Source organism: Brachybacterium halotolerans subsp. kimchii (assembly GCF_020792675.1).
GTDB lineage: Bacteria > Actinomycetota > Actinomycetes > Actinomycetales > Dermabacteraceae > Brachybacterium > Brachybacterium halotolerans.
Map to the genome: position 1 here is coordinate 2,665,346 of NZ_CP086254.1, position 16,339 is coordinate 2,681,684.

The window sequence follows — 16,339 nt, forward strand, 5'->3', positions numbered from 1 at the left end:
GTTGCCCGCGAGGCGACCGTCCGATGGGGTCCGATCGGGTGGCTCCCGTTATCCACAACGGGGTGAGAGCAGTGGCGGGCTGGGCGTCGCCTGGATACTGTGCAGGCATCCCGCCCCCACCCGGAAGCCGCCATGACGACGACTCGACGCACCCTCTCCTCCCTCGCCGTCCTCGCTCTCGCCGCCGGTCTGATGACCGGCTGCGGTGACAAGGACGACCCCTCTCCCAGCGCTGGCAGCGAAGCCACCGCGTCTGCCCCCGTGGAGCAGTCCGATGGGGGAGGCGAGAGCGCGAAGCCGGACGTGCCGAAGCCCGACCCGAAGGATTACGCGGGAATGGATGAGCACACGGATGAGGGGGCGGAGCAGGCATACAAATACTTTTGGGCTGTGATGCTTTGGTCCTATCAGACGGGGGACACAGAAGTGCTTAAAAGTCTCTTTGGCGAAAGTTGCGCCAGTTGTGATCAAAACTTGCACGAAATCGAGAAACTTAACAAGACGGGAAAATGGTGGTCTCGGGCTACGATCGATGACCGCGATCTCCGCACATATGAATCCGAGAAGCATGAGCTTGAAGTCGGCTACACCTTCATTCTCTCTGAACACTCGGAACCTGTTTACGGCAACTCGCGACTCAAGCAGGAGCCTGATACAAGGTACGGGACGGTGGGCGGCATGTCGTGGAGCGAAGGTTCGTGGGTGGTGAATGCCTTCAACTTGAAGACTGAGAAGGTCGTCGATGGGTGAGGGGGTGCGCCGCCGCTCTTGCTCGAGGGCAAAGTTGGCGATCGCGTTCCTTTTCGTGATTGCAGGCGTTCTGGCCGGGCATTCCTCGGCGTACGGAGATTTCCAGGGCTTCCTCGACGATGATTCGGTTGGGGCTGACGCCGAAGAGCAAATCAATAAAGGGGAAGGCGGAGATGAGCCGGTCGACACGGGGCCGGGTCATTCTAAGGCTGATCGAGATCGACGCGATAGGCCGACTGGGCGCACGAAGGTGGTCGCGCCGCCTTCTAATCCGTTCTCGGGCTTGGTGGCGTCCATTTCTGCAATATTTGAAACTGAATGGAAGGATGTGGATCGCACTCCCTACAAATGCACGCAAAACGGCAACGTTGGAAAGTGTGTGGCCGATCCTGATGCGTGTACGGCGGAAGAATTGCCGACGATTCGGACCGCAGGTGTCGATGTCATGATCCCGAACACCTCCGGAGTTTCCACAACTCGAGGCGGGGGTGGGGACGGGCAGAGTCAGGTTGGTACTACTTCACTGCGTGGTGCAGGTAGTTCTGCAGGTACCTCTACTTCTACTCGCTGCGTTGGTTCGAAGACTCCTGAAGCGCCTCAAGGCGCTCAGTCTCAGAGTGCCGAGGACGAGAAGCCGGTCGTCATCACCGTCACGCAGAAGGACTTCGCGAAGCTGCCGGTGAAGGCGGCGTCGGCGCATGCTGGTCCGGAGCAGGGGTGGTTGCCGGCGAACATGGATCTGGTGCTCTATGCGGATTCGGAGTCGCAGGTGCTGGAGACGGAGCTGCTGGACACTCCGGTCAGGATCCGGGCGACTCCTGTGGAGTACCGGTGGGATCTGGGTGATGGGAACGTGCTCGTCACGGATGATCCCGGGGAGCCGTGGCCGTCGAAGGATGTGGGCGCGACCTTCGCCTATGAGGGCTGGTACGACGTCACGCTGACGACCACGTATGAGGGGCAGTTCTCCGTGGATGGCGGGGAGTGGCAGGACATCGACGGCACGGTGGAGATCGCCTCGGATCCCCAGGAGGTCTACTCGAAGTCGCTGGAGTCCCGTCTGGTCAATCCCGACCGTCCGCATGACGAGGAGAAGGATCCCTTCGTGCCGAAGCGCTCGAAGGACACCGAAGGTCCACGCGACCCGAACGCCACCACCAAGGAGATCTGAGCGGAGGACGGCTGCTGATCGTCGGCCGTCCGTCGGCCCCGATCACCTCTCCTGGCCGGACACCTCCGCCCGCTCCGCGAACGACCTCGCGGGCGCGGGACCATCGGTCAGGTGCAGCGCGAGCTCGCAGAACATGGCGTCGGCCCAGGAGAACCAGGGGCGGGTGAAGCGCTCGGGGTCATCCACGTGGAAGGACTCGTGCATGCGGTCCGTTCCGCCGTCCGTCGCGAGCAGCAGTCGGATGATCTCGCGACCCCGCTCCGGCGTGCCCGTCAGACCCTCGACGGCGAAGGCGATGGGCCACACGTACTGCTCGGGGGTGTGCGGGCTGCCGATGCCCGTCGCCACCGTCCCCGAGTAGCGGTACGGGTTCGCCATTCCCAGGCAGAACGCTCGTGTCGCGTCCGCGAGCTCGGGATCCAGCACATCGGGCGCATCCAGCGGCAGGGACAGCAGCGAGGGCATGTTCGCGTCGTCCATCAGCAGCTGCCCGCCCAGGCCGTCGACCTCGTAGGCGTAGATCCGGGAGCCCTCGTGCTCGACCACGCCGTGCGCCGCGACGCCCTCGAGGATCGAAGTGCGCAGAGCATCGGCGTCCGCCGCGAGCGCTTCGTCGCCGTACACAGACAGCGCCACGTCCGCGATCGCCATCAGGGCCTGCGCGGCCTGCAGGTTCGCCGGCACGTTGTAGCCGAAGGTGCAGGCGTCGTCGGAGGGTCGGAAACCGCTCCAGGTCATGCCGGTGACGCCGAGGGGCGATCCCAGTCCGTCGCGGTCCAGAGTCTCCGTGGGGATGCCGATGTCGCGCACGAACCTGTACTGCGAGCGCTCCTCGTGCTCGGTCTCGAGCCGCCACTGGTTCACGATCGTGCGCAGGACACCGTGGGCCAGACCGTCGAACAGGTCCCCGCGACCGGTGATCCGCAGCAGACGGTGCCCGAAGATGATCGGGAACGCGAGGGAGTCGACCTCGTACTTCTGCTCCCAGATCATCGGGTCCTGGCACAGGTCGTTCGCATCGTGATGCGCGCCCGTGGGCCCCAGGTTCGCGGAGTTCGCGTACGGGTCGTGCGCGATCATCCGCAGCTGGCGGCGCACCACCGCCGTGAGCAGATCCGTGAGCGGCTCGCAGTCGGCGGCGAGACGCAGGTAGGGGAACATCTGCGTGGTCGAGTCGCGCAGCCACATCGCGGGGATGTCGCCCGTGATGACGAATGCGGTGCCGTCCTCCGCGAGGGTGATCGTGTCGGTGAGAGTGCGCAGCAGCGCCGCCTCGACGAACGATCCGGCCTCTTCGCCGAGCTCGCTGCGGACACGGTCGGCGGCCGAGCGCACGGCATCGGCGATCTGGGGTTCCACGGTGAAGCTCACCCGCGCAAGAGTATGCGGAAAGCGCTCTGCGGGGCGATCGGTTTCAGCGCTCCGCATCGTCTGCGGAGTCCATCGGACAGGCCCAGCGGGCGTCGACCGGTCTCCGCTGCCCCTGCCCCGTCGTCCGCCCATCGTTTGCCCGTCGGCCTGCCCCATCGTCTGCCGGTCGGCCTGCCCCGTCGGGGTGCGCCTTCGGTCTGCCCCTGGTCCTCGACCCTCGCGTGGGGCACCCTGGTGGCATGCCCAGGAACAAGCGGCAGGCCCCGGACACGGGCGACCGCGAGCGTGCGCAGGCGCTCGCCGAGTACTCCGTCTGGCTGGAGGCACCGGGAGCGGGCGCGGATCCGGTCACGGCGCGGGGCGTCGACGTCACCTCGGAGACCCAGCTCGTGGACGCGCTGCTGCGTCTGAAATCCTCACGGCTCGCGAGCGACGACGTCGGCGAATGGACGGGCCCGGTGATCGAGCAGCTGCTCACGCAGTTGGTCCCGCGCACCGTCATCCAGGTCCGCGAGGCCTCGATGGACCTGGTCCCGGCCCTCACCCGCTTCTTCGTGTTCCTCCAGGAGACCGGGCGCTGGTCGCGCCGCTCGATGCGTCCCGAGGCCGCCGCGCGCACGCTCGCCGACCTCGAGTTCGCGGTGCTCGAGGCGGCCGACGACCCCTCCCGCCGCTCCTTCTCCTCGAACCTCATCGGCTACGGCCTCGAGCACGGCCTGGACCCGCGCGACGAGGCCGCGCTCATGGGGTACATCGACTGGTACGACGCGCTGCCCGATGACGAGCGCACCCAGCTCAGCCGGACCGGCCGCCTCACCGACCCTTCCGTGCCCTACGACCCCGCGACGATGCGCGCCCAGCCGGGGGATCACGACGGGATCGCGGAGGTCGACCGCCTCCAGCGAGGGCCTTCATCCGACGCCCATCGAGGACCGCACGCCGCCGGCCGACGACAGCCACGCGACAGCCGCACGCGAGGCCACCACGGCGAGGATCCGGAGGAGCCGTGGCCGGTGTGGCCGCCCGCCCCTCACCGCGTGAGCGAGCCGACGCCCGAGACCGCACCGAGCACGGACCAGTCGGACGCTGAGGACATGGCGCTGCGCGCGGAGATGGCCGCGAGGGTGCCGTTCGTGCGCGCAGCCGTCGTGCTGCTCGAGACGGTCGGCAGCGGCATCACCGTGACCTCCACGGCGGGTCTCGATCGCGCCGCGACCCGCACGGTCCTCGCCCGCCTGGGCAGCGGGCCCGAAGCGCGGCCGAGGGACGTGCGGTCGATGTGGGAAGCGCCCGGGATCGTGGGCCCCTGGATCGCGCTGCTCGACGGCGGGTGGCTGGTCCGCGAGGGCCGACGGGTCGTCCCCGATGCTCCGGCCGACGGCGGCGTCGGCGCGGCGGGCGACGCGGACTCGCCGCAGCTGCGCCCATCGACCGCGGAGCCCGAGGAGTTCCTCCGCTTCGCGCGCGCCGTGATCGTCAGCCTGCTCGCCGGCCTCGGCATGCGCGGCCCCGAGGAGGGCGGTCTGCGCGGACTGCCCGAGACGCTCTCCGCGCTGCGTGCGGCGTGCGGACCGGACGGCGCAGAGGTGACCACGGGGCCCGACGGGGACGACGTCCGCGCCGACCTCGAGGAGCTCGCCGCGGTCGGCCTGCTTCGCCGCGAGGGGGAGCGCTTCGTCGGCGCCCCGATCCTCCATGTCGCGCTCGACGAGGCCGAACGGATCCTGGGGGAGGCGGGGCGCCGACGCGGGACCCCGTGAGGTCCCGCGCCGCGCTCAGCTCACCGTCGCAGCCACACCGTGGTCGCGCCCGGCAGCGTGCGTGCCTCGTCGGCCGCATCATCGGCGCCCCCGAGCTCCCCGCTCGCCACGAGCACCTCGCCCGAGGGCAGCGGGACCTCGGTGTCGCCGAAGTTCGTCGCGCAGACCCAGCCGCCCTCGCGCTCGAAGACGAGCACGTCGCCGCCTGCGGGCACGTCGCCGCCTGCGGGCACCTCGCCACCTGCGAGCACGTCGTCCCAGGTGAGCGTCTCCGCGCCCTGCAGCTCGCGGCGCAGGTGCAGCGCCCGTCGGTACATCTCGAGGGTCGACGTCGGATCCTCGGACTCCGCCTCGACGGAGAAGTCCGCGAACCACGAGGGCTGGGGGAGATGCGCGCCGCCCTCGCCGAAGCCGAACGACGCACCGCCGCGGGTCCAGGGCAGGGGGACGCGGCAGCCGTCGCGGCCCAGGCCGTCGGCGCTGCGGGTCTCGGGCGTGGTGCGCAGGAACGCAGGATCCTGTCGCCGCTCGTCGGGGATCTCGGCCACCTCGTGCAGCCCCAGCTCCTCGCCCTGGTACAGGTAGGCGCTGCCGGGCAGGGCCAGTTCGAACAGGGTCGCCGCTCGGGCGCGCCGCAGACCCAGCTCGCGGTCGATGCCGTCGTCGGGCCCGCCCGCGGCGACCCAGTCGGCGCCCTGCTTGCCGGGCCGGCCGGCGCGCGGCGGCAGGCCGTAGCGGGTCGCGTGGCGCACCACGTCATGGTTGGAGAACACCCAGGTGCTCGAGGAGCCCGTCTGCGCGGACTGGGCGAGGTTCTCGGTGACGATGCGACGGTAGTCCGCCGCGTCGAAGTCGGCCTCGAGCAGGTCGAAGTTGAACGCCTGGCCCAGTCCCTGCGGGCTCGCGTAGCGGGCGCGGCGCTCGGCGGAGCCCACCCAGGCCTCCGCGACCGCGGTGCGCGGCGGGGAGTACTCATCGAAGACGCGCCGCCACTCGGCGTAGATCTCGTGGACGTCGTCGCGGTCCCACAGCGGGTGCGTGCCGTCCTGAGGCATCGCATCCAGCTCGGCGGTGCTCGGCAGCTCCTCGCCCAGATCCTTGGCGAGCGCATGCGCGACGTCGACCCGGAAGCCGTCGACACCGCGGTCCGCCCAGAAGCGCAGTGTGTTCAGGAAGTCCTCGCGCACCTCGCGGTCCGCCCAGTTCAGATCGGGCTGCTCGGTCGCGAACAGGTGCAGGTACCACTGGCCGTCCTCGACCCGGGTCCAGGCGGGTCCGCCGAAGATCGACTCCCAGTCGGCCGGAGGCAGCTCGCCGTGCTCGCCGCGCCCCTCGCGGAAGATGTACCGCTCCCGGGCACGGGAGCCGCGCCCCGCGGCGAGGGCCTCCTGGAACCAGGCGTGGCCGCTGCCGGTGTGGTTGGGGACGAGGTCCACGATCAGCCGCAGGCCCGCCGCGTGCAAGGCGGTCGAGAGCTCGTCGAAGTCCTCGAGCGTGCCGATCCTCGGGTCGACGTCGCGGTAGTCGTCCACGTCGTAGCCGCCGTCGGCCAGGGCCGAGGGGTAGAAGGGGCTGAGCCACACGGCATCCACCCCGAGCTCCCGCAGGTATGGAACGCGGGAGGTGATGCCGCGCAGGTCGCCGACGCCGTCGCCGTTCGCGTCCGCGAAGGAGCGCGGGTAGATCTGGTAGACGGCCGCCTGCCGCCACCAGGTCGGGTCGTCGACGAGCAGCTCGGCGGACTCGTCGAGGGGGCGGATCTGGGCGGTGGACTGGGAAGTCATGGGGTCCTTCGAGAGGTTGCGGGTGGTCACTTCACGGCGCCCTGGGTGAGTCCGGAGATCACCCAGCGCTGCGCGAACAGGTAGACGATGATCGCCGGGGCCATGGCCATCAGGTAGCTGGCGAAGGCGATGTTGTAGGTGTTGGAGAACTGGGTCTGGAACATCTGCTGCAGCACGGGGATGGTCTGCAGCTCGGGGTTGGAGGTGATCAGGCTCGGCATCATGAAGTCGTTCCATGAGCCGAGGAAGGCGAAGATGCCCACGGTCGCGGCCATCGGCCCGAGCAGCGGGAAGATCAGTCGCCAGAACACCTGCCAGGTGCTCGCGCCGTCGACGCGCATCGACTCCTCGAGCTCGAGGGGGATCGAGCGCAGGAACGCCGTGAACAGCATCGTGTTGAACGCGAGCGAGAACACGATGTGCAGCAGTGCGACGCCCACGGGGTTGTCCAGGCCCACCATGCCGGTGAGCTGCACCTGGGGCAGCGCGACCACAGGGAACGGGATGAACATCGCTGTGAGCAGGTAGAAGAACGACCACCGGAACAGGCGTCGCTCCCAGTTGCGCACGATGGCGTAGGCGGCGAGCGCGGAGATCACGATCTCCCCGGCCACCGAGATGAGCGTGATGAACGCGCTCATCGTGAGGGCGCGCGGGAAGTCCGTGAGCTGCCAGGCGTCGATGAAGCTCTGCGCGGTCAGCGGCGAGGGCAGCGTGAAGGCCTGCCCGTCGACCGCCTGGCCGGAGGTCTTCAGCGCCATGTTGATCGTGACCAGCAGCGGCACGATCACGCTGAGCGAGCAGACGATGAGGATGATCGTCGCGGGCCAGTTGGTGCGCTCGCGGCCGACGCGCCGACGGGACGTGCTGCGTCCCGATCCCGCGCCGCCGGGCGGGGGAGTGGGGTCGGTGGGGGTGGCGATGGTGCTCATGCTCCGAAGCTCGCTCTCCCGCGCGTGATGCGAAGCTGCAGCACGGCGATGATGATGCTGATCAGGAAGAAGACGAAGGCGTTGGCCATCTGGTAGCCGTAGTCCCCGCCCTCGAAGCCCTTGAAGATCGACATGGCGACGCTGCGGGTCGCGGTGCCGGGGCCGCCATCGGTGAGGCCGACGATGATGTCGTAGGCGTTGAGGTAGTTCTTGAAGCCCAGGATCGTGTTGATGACGATGTAGCCCGAGACCAGGGGCAGCGTGATCCGGCGCAGTGCCTGCCAGCCCGTCGCCCCGTCCAGGGACGCGGCCTCGTAGACGTCGGCGGGGATCGTCACCAGGCCCGCGAGATAGATGAGCATCGTCGAGGGGATCGTGGACCAGGCCGTGACGATGACGATCGCGATCCACGCGAGGTGCTCGTCGGCCAGGATCGAGGAGGACAGCGAATCGATGCCCAGCGCCCCCGCCATCTGCGGGAGCGTGTTGGAGAACAGGAACTTGAAGACGAACGCGATGATGATCCCGGAGATCACCATCGGCAGCACGTACACCGTGCGCAGCGCCGCGGCGAAGCGGATCCTCGCGGTCAGCCCCAGCGCCAGCAGGAACGCGATCGCGTTGACCACGATCACCGTGACCAGGGCGAAGCCGAGCGTGAAGCCGTACGCCGAGAGGATGCCCTCGTCGCGGAACATCGCGATGTAGTTGCGCAGCCCGATGAACTCCCAGTCGCCGAATCCGATGGAGTTCGTGAAGCTGTAGCCGAAGCCCAGGATCGCTGGCACGGTCACGGCGAGGGTGAAGATCGCCAGTGCAGGGAACAGGAACAGGTAGTAGACGGGATCGGTGCGCTGCTTTCGCGGCGCGATCGCGGTGCGCGGTCCGCGATCGGGCGCGTCCGCGCCGTCGCGGTCGGTCCCCGCGGAGAGGGAGGTGGTCGACATCAGGAGGTCCTTCGTCCGGTGCGTCGGGTGGTAGGCGGCGGGTGTCGGCGTCACTGCCGGTAGGCCAGGCGCGCCCAATCGGAGTCCAGTCGGGCGAGCACGGGCTCGGGATCCGCGCCGAACGCGATGGACTGCAGGTAGTTCTCGTAGGGGATCGTCCTCGGGATGAACTGCGAGGGCCCCATGTAGAAGGCGCCGTTGTCGTAGTAGTCCTGCATCTGGACGATCCGGTCGTCGCTCACGGGCGGGGCGTCCTTCGTGGTGCCGAAGGCCAGGAAGTCCTTGTTGTAGGAGTTCTGCAGCTCCGGCTCCATGAGGTGGTTCAGCAGGTCCCGGGCTCCCCGGATCTGATCGGCCGCCTCGGGGATCCACAGGGAGAGGTCGATGTTCACTCGGATCTTCAGATCCTTCGCGTCGCCGGTCATCGGCAGCGGGAAGGTGCCCAGCTCCGCGTCGCCGCCGACCTTGTCGATCTCCGCGATCGCCCACGGGCCCTGGAAGCACATGGCGGCCTTGCCCGCGGCCATCGCGGTGTTGCCGTCCCCGTAGCCGCGGCTGGAGGCATCCTCGTTGTGGAAGTCGAGCAGCTGCACCATGTGCTGGATGGGCTCCAACAGGGTCTTCTGGAAGGAGACCTCCGAATCAGGGCCGACGTCCTCACCGATCGCGTTCAACTTCTCGTAGAAGCTGCGCACGTCGACCATGCCGCCCACCGTGTAGTCGAACAGGCCCTGCGTGATCGTCCACGGGTCGCGGAAGGTGCCGTAGATCGGGGTGGCCCCGGCCTTCTTCAGCTCCTGGCACACGTCCAGGAAGTCGTCCCAGGTCGTCGGGACCTCGAGGCCGTGGTGCGCGAAGATCGACTTGTTGTAGATGACCGAGGCGCCTGTGACGGAGTAGGGGATGACGCTCGTGCGGCCCTCGTAGGTGGGGTACCAGTCGGCGAGGTCCAGGACGTCCTTGCGGATGGTCTTGGCGACGGGCATGTCCGCGAGGTCGGAGAGCGCGCCGCGCTCCATGAAGCGGGCCATCTCGAGGTTGTAGTTCTGGCAGGCGATGTCCGGCGGGCTGTGGCGCACGAAGCTCGCGGAGAGGTTCGTGGCGATGTCGTGGACGTACCGGTACTGCTTCTGCTCGCCGTTGAAGTCCCCGACGACCTGGCTGAAGTGCGGGATCGCCTCGGGCTTCGACTGGTAGAGCGTGACGGTCGGGCGGCCGGAGCCGCAGCCGGTGAGGCCCGCGGCCGCGGCGAGGACGCCGCTCGAGGCGAGCAGGGCGCGCCGTGTCAGGGGGCGCGAGGAGGCTGGTGACACCGTCGATCTCCTTCGATCGGGGGCGGGATGACGAGTGGAGCGTCGGACGTGCGGGCGGGGCCGAACCGCCCGTCCTATTAGATTCAATACCTAGATTTAACGTCTGAAGGAAGTATGCGCGGCGCCTCCGGTACCGTCAAGGCATGGCCGATTCCACCGCGCGATCACCTCGCATCCTCCGTCGGATCAACTCCGGCGCGCTGCTGCGGTTCGCCCTGGCCAGCGGCGAGTTCACGGCGGCCGAGGCTATGGCGACGAGCGGCCTGACCCGGGCTACCGTGCTGGGGCTCTGCGCGGACCTCGTGGCCGCGGGATGGCTCGAGGAGGTGGCCGATTCGCGCGCCGCCGGGCTGTCCAGCAGGGGGCGCCCCGCGCGCCGCTACCGCCTGCGCGAGGATGCCGGCGTGGTGGTCGGCGTCGATGCGGGGGAGTCGCGCTTCGACGTGATCGCCGCGGACCTGCGCGGCACGATCCTCGCGAGCGGAAGGCGCCGGATCGACCCCGCGGAGATCGATCGCGAGGGGCGGGTCTCGCTCGTGCGCGAGCTCGTCGACGAGGTGCTCGAGGCCGCCCGCGCGTCGGCCCGCGCAGAGGGCGGCCGCTCCTATCCGCTCGGGGCGGCTCCGCTGCTCACCGTCGTCGGCGTCCCCGCCCCCGTCGATGCCGAAGGGCGATCACCGGAAGACCAGGGCGCGTTCTGGGACATCATGAACTCGGGCTTCCAGGACGACCTCGCGGGCGGCGTCGTCGTCGAGAACGACGCCAACCTCGCGGTCCTCGCCGAGCACGCCCATCACCCCAGCCCGCACATGGCCGCCCTGCTCACGGGGGAGCGCTTCGGCGCCGGCGTCATCGTCGACGGCCACCTGCTGCGCGGTGCCCGCGGGGGCGCGGGCGAGATGCGCTTCCTCGACCTCATCGCGGCTGACGACCCTGACGCCGGCGCCGTCGACGGGCTCGGTGCCCTCGCCCGGCGGTGGGCGATCGGCGAGCTGACGCGCAGCGACATCCCGTCGACCCTGCGCGAGTTCGACCCGTCGGACCTCGATGCCGAACAGGTCTTCGCCGCCGCGGCCGACGGCGATGTCCTCGCCGAGAGCATCCTGCGCCGTCTCGGTGTGCGCCTCGCGCAGGTCGCCGTGGTGCTCGAGAGCCTGCTCGATGTCGAGACGATCGTGATCGCAGGCGGTGTCGCGCCCGCCATCGGCCCGGTGCTCGGGCATGCGCGCTCAGTGCTCGAGGCCGACTTCTTCCCACCCTTCCCGGAGCTCGTCGCGAGCACGCTCGGTCGGGACGTGATCGTGCGCGGCGCGATCGAGCTCGCCCTCTCCCGCATCCGCGAGGAGCCCCTGGACTTCCTGCCGGCGGGGGCCGACCGCGAGGTCTGAGCGCCCGAGCTGAGCGTACCGATCTGAGACGGCCTTCTGCTCGTCCCGCCCTCCCGCTATGTTCGGACAAACATCGTGGAACGAGAGGAGGGCACATGCGGCTGGGACTGGTGGGCTACGGAGTCGGCGGCAGGTACTTCCACGCCCCGTTCATCCGGGCGGCAGACGGAGTCGAGCTCGCAGGTGTGGTCGCCCGAGCGGAGACCACGCGTGCCCGGGTGTGAGAGGATCTGCCGGACACCCCGGTCTTCGCGAGCCTCACGGAGATGCTCGCCTCCTGTGCGCTGGAGCCCGGCGTGGACGCGGTCACCATCACCACGCCGCCGGCGACACGTCGCGACCTGGTCCTGGAGGCCATCGCGGAGGGCGTCCACGTGGTCGCGGACAAGCCGTTCGCGCCCTCGGCTCCCGCCGCGAGGGAGCTCGCCCGCGCGGCCGAGGATGCCGGGGTGCTGCTCTCCGTCTTCCACAACCGGCGCTTCGACGCCGACCTGCGCACCCTCCGCGGTGTGCTGGAGAGCGGTCGGCTGGGCGAGCTGTGGCGCGTGCACTCCCGCTTCGACCTCGACGAGCCGCACCAGCTCGAGGCCGGTCCCGACGGAGGCCTGCTGCGCGACCTCGGCACCCATCTCGTCGACCAGATGATGTGGCTCCTGGGTCCGGTCACGGCGGTGCATGCGCACCTCGATCACGTCGACCTGCCCGAGGGGCGCACGGATGCCTCCTTCGTGATCGACCTCCAGCACGCCTCGGGCGTGCACTCGCACGTGTCCTCGAGCAAGCTCAACCATCTCGCCGAGCGGACCCTGCGGGCCTACGGTGCGCGAGGCTCGTACGAGGTGACCAGCAGCGACGTCCAGGCGCAGGCCGTGTTCGCGGGTCAGGACCCGGCGGCGGACCGTGAGGGGTGGGGCTTCGACGCTCCCGAGAACGCGGGCGTGCTGCGCACCGATGAGGGCGAGCAGCGGGTTCCCTCCGTCCAGGGCGCCTACTTCGCCTTCTACGAGCAGTTCGCGCGCGCCTGCGCCGGGAAGGGCCCCGCGCCCTCGCCGGCCGACGAGGGGGTGGCCGTGCTCGCCGTGCTCGATGCCGCGCGCCGCAGTGCGGAGACGGGGCAGGTGGAGGCGGTCGGGCGGGTGTAGGGCCGGGCCCTCGGGCCCCTGCCCTCAGGCTGCGAGAGCCTCGGGGATCCCGGGGATCACCTCGACGTGCCCGCCCACGCGATAGGCGACGGCGGGATCGTAGGGCGCGAAGCGCAGGGGCATGCCTGCCTCCTCGGGCGTGCGGTCGGCCTTGCGCCCGTTGCACTCGCGGCAGGCGGAGACCAGGTTCGTCCAGCTCGAGGCGCCGCCGCGGGAGACCGGCAGGATGTGGTCGACGGTCGCCAGCAGCGCGGAGCACGGCGGCGTCTTGGAGACGCTGCGCCCGCAGAAGGCGCAGGTCCAGTGGTCGCGCTCGTGGACGGCGCGGAAGGAGAAGCCGACGGAGCGGCGGCCCTCGCCCTCGACCCATGCCCCGCTCAGCTCGCGCGTCAGCTCCAGGGCCGTGGGCACGATGTCATCGCCGGCCAGGGTCAGCTCGACGGGGTCCGCGACGCCGCGCCGGATCATCCCGAACGCGTGCCGGACCGAGGTCGTGTGCAGCAGCTCGCCGATCCCGGTCGCCGGGTCGTACCCCTTGTTGAAGACCTTCACCACGGACATCGCTGCCACCTCCTGCCGCCGTGCGGCGGTGCGCCCGCGCGAGTGGGTTCCCGCGGGGCACGCTTGCATCGTTGCGCGTCGCGGTGCCGGAATCAACCGATTTCGCTCACTCGTCGCCCGCGTGTCGTCCGCTCGTTCCCCGAGGAGACGGCGTTTCGTCGTGCCCTGTCGTGCCGCCATGTGCCGCGCGGGCGGGCGCGTCCGTTCCTCCCCAGAGCTCCGCCATCCACATCCCTCGCCGGCCCCTCGCGGTCGCCCACGGCGACCGGGAGGCTCGGGTCATGACGCACATGACGCACGCACCCATCGACCCTGACGACGCCCAGGACGCGGACCTCACGCCCGACGCCGAGGAGGTCGACGTCTGGGATGGCCCTCCCTGTGGTCACACCTGGCAGGAGGAAGATGAGGCATGGCCCCTCGAGGACCGCGTCGCGGCGCCGTGGTTCCTGCCTCCGACGTCCTCCCTGCTCGAGGAGGAGGAGATCGACGACCTCGAGTGGGTGCGGCAGGCGGCCGCGATCCCCTTCGTGCAGCGCTGCCGGCTGCTGCGCGACTACGTCGGCGACGGTCGGCCGCTCACCGACAGCGGAGTGCTGCCCAATGCCGCGGTCCGCGAGCTCAAGCAGCGGGCCGGGATCGTCCGTCCCGGCGGCCGGCTGCGCGAGATCCCCGAGCTGCTCGGGCCGTGGGTCGTGCTGCTGAATCTCGGGGTGCTCGTCTGCGACGACGAGAACCACAGGGTGCGCCGCTGCAGCGCGGAGCATCCCGGCGCGCGAGCTGGCTTCGACGAGGGCGACGAGCCTCTGGGGGAGATGGACGGCGAGGTCGACGGTGTTCTGGCGATCGCCGAACTGCTGCATGTCATCAGCCGCTACTGCCCAGGTCACGGCGGGTTCCGGAACACGGGGCTCCTGCTCGAATCGCTGCTCGCTGCGACCTGCGAGGACGGGGTCACGCTGCCGGAGCTCCCTGCCGACGGGTGTCTCGACGAGGCCGCGATCGGGCGCCTTTTCCGGGGCATCGGCGCGAACACCGCGATCACGTGGGACCCGATCGACGAACGTCGAGGCGAGGTGGATCTGCAGGCGCTCGGCGACCTCGCCGACGCGCAGAGAGACCTCTTCCTGCTCCAGGCCTACGGGATCCTCGGCGTCTCCGAGCCCGGGCGGTCGGGCATCGTGTTCCGGGCGCCGCGACCCGTGCGCACAGCGGTCGCACTCCTTGCGCTGCGTCGTCAGCAGGAGGAGGACGCCCGGCGGGACGCGCGGGGCACGTTCCTGCAGTAGGGGCTGACGCGGGAGATGCCGAAGCAGGAGGGGCGTTGCGGGAGGACCCGCGGCGTGGGCGCGGCGCGAGATCCCCGCCGGTCGGTCGATGGTCAGGACGCGGCGTACCAGAAGCCCTCGAAGGTGTCCTTGTAGACCCGGTAGCCCAGATTGGAGGTGTCATAGCGGTAGGAGGCCAGGATCTCGCCCTCCGCGTCGCGCTCCGAGAACGCGCCGGACTTCCCGGAGTTCACCACGGCGTTGTCGTCGATGCCCCCGCTGCCCAGGCGGAACACGTTGGAGACGACCGAGGAGTACGGCACTTCGACCGCGAGGTCCTCGGTATAGCTCCAGGTGCTCTCGTCCACGAGGTAGCGCAGCATGTGGCTCGTGCCCTCGAGCTCGTCCGTCGAGGCGTTGTCCGGGCCCTCGTCCTTCCAGTCCACCTCATTGCGTGTGCCGACGTACCAGTAGTTGTTGTTGAACATCTCCAGGTAGAACTGGCCGTCCGGCAGGGAGTCGTCGTCGATGCGGTGCACCGAGTGCTGGCCCGCGTTGCCGATCATCGACCCCGAGGGCTCGAGGAACTTCCCCTCGTAGCCGGTGCCCTCCCAGAGGCCCTCCGCACCGAGCATCCACCGCACGCTCGGTGTGGAGCCGGCTTCCAGCGCGTTCTCGAGGGCGAAGGCCGTGGAGGTCTCGCGCGAGGACAGGTACATGACGTCGTCGATGATCTGGAGGGTGTTGATGTGGATCCAGTCCTCACCTGTCGCGACGGGGTCCCCGAGCCCGTCGCCGGTGCGGGCGTGCGCGAGCTTCTCGTACTCGGGGAACACCTTCTGGAGGTCGACCACCTGTTCCACGTCGCCCGTGCTCAGGTCCACCCGGGTCACCCGGTCCTCGGAGCGTCCGCTGCTGGTGACCGACGTCAGCACGAACGCGGCGCCGCCCACCACGTCCAGGTCGTGGTGCACGGACTGCTTCCCGAGGTCGATGATCGTGTCGGCGTGGCCCAGGTGGTCCAGCACCGAGACCTGCGCGCTGCCCGTGGTGGTGACGATGCGGCCGTCCTCCACCACCAGGTGGTGCTGGGCGGAGGTGGTCGAGGTGAGCTCGGCGCGCATGATCCCCGCGTTGTCCATGAGGAAGGAGTTGTTGCCCGGCCCGGAGATCCCGGACATGGCGAACAAGCCCTCGGTCAGCGCCTCCGCATCCTTCACGTCGGCGGAGATGGTCGAGGAGTAGCCCGAGGCGGTGGTGGGCGTGCGGATGCTCAGGGTCCCGCGCACGACCTGCCCGCTCTTCGGCCGCCAGGTGAGGGCGAGGGTGTTGGTCGCCCCCGGGACCAGGCCGACGACCAGGCCCTCGAAGCCCGTCTCCGCATGGTTCGCGGCGGTCTTCGCGAAGTCCTCGGCATCGGCGACGGCGTCGACGAAGGAGAGCTCGCCCGCGGAGTCGTCCGCGAAGTGCACGTAGAGCCCGGTGCGGGTGGTGCCGTAGGGGTCGAGCACCAGCAGCGGGTTCTGCGCGGTCCAGCCGCCCTCGGCCTTCTTCGCCTCGAGCGCCTCGTGCCGCGCCGTCTGCGTCGCCTCGGTGTACAGCTCGGGGTTCGACTCGCCGTCCTCGAGGTCGTAGGACACCTGCCAGATGGTCCAGTCCCCGCGCGCGTTCTCGAACTCGGAGATCCTCACCTGCGGCGTCTTCGCCGCTGCGTCCGACGACCCGCCCGAGTTCTGGCAGCCGGCCAGCGCGAGGCCGGCGGCGCCCGCCCCCGCGCCGAGCAGGACGGAGCGACGAGTGGGCGCGCGGTGGGCGAGTCGGGCGTCGGCGTCCTGGGAAGGGGTGTCCCGGGCAGGGGAGTGCGGTGCGGGTCGGTGCATCGGGCGAACGTAGCGAGCGTCCGTCGAGCCCCTGCTGTCGCCCGGCTGTGGATTCGCTGTGCGGCAGTCCGC

General features: G+C 69.7%; 14 protein-coding genes. 7 read left to right on the plus strand and 7 right to left on the minus strand.

Going from position 1 to position 16,339, the window contains the following annotated elements; translation table 11 throughout:
* The first annotated feature begins 132 nt into the window (after window positions 1–132).
* Together Bra3105_RS12005 and Bra3105_RS12010 are read left to right on the plus strand one after the other, a co-directional pair.
* A complete protein-coding gene (locus tag Bra3105_RS12005; protein ID WP_228356952.1) occupies window positions 133–750 on the plus strand; it encodes a DUF6318 family protein in 618 nt (205 codons plus the stop codon).
* Window positions 743–1,921: a PKD domain-containing protein gene (locus Bra3105_RS12010; RefSeq protein ID WP_228356953.1), complete on the plus strand. Its 1,179-nt coding sequence runs from the start codon at window positions 743–745 to the stop codon at window positions 1,919–1,921. The genes Bra3105_RS12005 and Bra3105_RS12010 overlap by 8 nt, the downstream gene beginning before the upstream one ends.
* Before the next feature lie 42 nt (window positions 1,922–1,963).
* Here the strand turns inward: Bra3105_RS12010 and Bra3105_RS12015 are convergent, their stop codons facing one another.
* Window positions 1,964–3,292 (minus strand): glycoside hydrolase family 125 protein, encoded by a 1,329-nt coding sequence (locus Bra3105_RS12015; protein ID WP_228356954.1) that lies wholly within the window; start codon window positions 3,290–3,292, stop codon window positions 1,964–1,966.
* A 239-nt stretch (window positions 3,293–3,531) separates the two neighbouring features.
* Between Bra3105_RS12015 and Bra3105_RS12020 the strand changes: the two genes are divergently transcribed.
* A complete protein-coding gene (locus Bra3105_RS12020; RefSeq protein ID WP_228356955.1) occupies window positions 3,532–5,052 on the plus strand; it encodes a hypothetical protein in 1,521 nt (506 codons plus the stop codon).
* Between the two features lie 20 nt (window positions 5,053–5,072).
* Here the strand turns inward: Bra3105_RS12020 and Bra3105_RS12025 are convergent, their stop codons facing one another.
* The 4 genes from Bra3105_RS12025 to Bra3105_RS12040 are packed head-to-tail and all read right to left on the minus strand — an operon-like array spanning window position 5,073 to window position 10,028.
* Window positions 5,073–6,836, minus strand: coding sequence for a glycoside hydrolase family 13 protein (locus tag Bra3105_RS12025; RefSeq protein ID WP_228356956.1), 1,764 nt, complete (start codon window positions 6,834–6,836; stop codon window positions 5,073–5,075).
* Between the two features lie 26 nt (window positions 6,837–6,862).
* Window positions 6,863–7,768 (minus strand): carbohydrate ABC transporter permease, encoded by a 906-nt coding sequence (locus Bra3105_RS12030; protein WP_228356957.1) that lies wholly within the window; start codon window positions 7,766–7,768, stop codon window positions 6,863–6,865.
* Window positions 7,765–8,715, minus strand: coding sequence for a carbohydrate ABC transporter permease (locus Bra3105_RS12035; protein ID WP_228356958.1), 951 nt, complete (start codon window positions 8,713–8,715; stop codon window positions 7,765–7,767). The genes Bra3105_RS12030 and Bra3105_RS12035 overlap by 4 nt, the downstream gene beginning before the upstream one ends.
* A gap of 50 nt (window positions 8,716–8,765) precedes the next feature.
* Window positions 8,766–10,028: an ABC transporter substrate-binding protein gene (locus Bra3105_RS12040; RefSeq protein WP_228356959.1), complete on the minus strand. Its 1,263-nt coding sequence runs from the start codon at window positions 10,026–10,028 to the stop codon at window positions 8,766–8,768.
* 143 nt (window positions 10,029–10,171) lie between these two features.
* On the opposite strand from Bra3105_RS12040, the gene Bra3105_RS12045 reads away from it, so the two are divergent.
* The 3 genes from Bra3105_RS12045 to Bra3105_RS12050 all read left to right on the plus strand — a co-directional run bounded on the left by Bra3105_RS12045 (window position 10,172) and on the right by Bra3105_RS12050 (window position 12,558).
* Entirely contained in the window at window positions 10,172–11,416 is a 1,245-nt protein-coding gene (locus tag Bra3105_RS12045; RefSeq protein ID WP_228356960.1) for an ROK family transcriptional regulator, read from the plus strand.
* Window positions 11,417–11,511: 95 nt separating this feature from the next.
* Complete coding sequence (locus tag Bra3105_RS18570) at window positions 11,512–11,640, plus strand: hypothetical protein (RefSeq protein ID WP_323188820.1); 129 nt, start codon at window positions 11,512–11,514, stop codon at window positions 11,638–11,640.
* Window positions 11,641–11,646: 6 nt separating this feature from the next.
* Window positions 11,647–12,558 (plus strand): Gfo/Idh/MocA family oxidoreductase, encoded by a 912-nt coding sequence (locus Bra3105_RS12050; protein WP_323188862.1) that lies wholly within the window; start codon window positions 11,647–11,649, stop codon window positions 12,556–12,558.
* 24 nt (window positions 12,559–12,582) lie between these two features.
* Here the strand turns inward: Bra3105_RS12050 and Bra3105_RS12055 are convergent, their stop codons facing one another.
* Entirely contained in the window at window positions 12,583–13,119 is a 537-nt protein-coding gene (locus Bra3105_RS12055) for an HNH endonuclease (RefSeq protein WP_228356961.1), read from the minus strand.
* A gap of 281 nt (window positions 13,120–13,400) precedes the next feature.
* Here Bra3105_RS12055 and Bra3105_RS12060 point away from each other — a divergent pair, with 281 nt between their 5' ends.
* Window positions 13,401–14,408, plus strand: a complete 1,008-nt coding sequence (locus Bra3105_RS12060) for a hypothetical protein (protein WP_228356962.1) — start codon at window positions 13,401–13,403, stop codon at window positions 14,406–14,408.
* A gap of 92 nt (window positions 14,409–14,500) precedes the next feature.
* Here the strand turns inward: Bra3105_RS12060 and Bra3105_RS12065 are convergent, their stop codons facing one another.
* Window positions 14,501–16,267 carry an aryl-sulfate sulfotransferase gene (locus Bra3105_RS12065; RefSeq protein WP_228356963.1) on the minus strand — a complete coding sequence of 589 codons (1,767 nt, stop codon included), beginning with the start codon at window positions 16,265–16,267 and terminating at the stop codon, window positions 14,501–14,503.
* Window positions 16,268–16,339 lie beyond the last annotated feature (72 nt).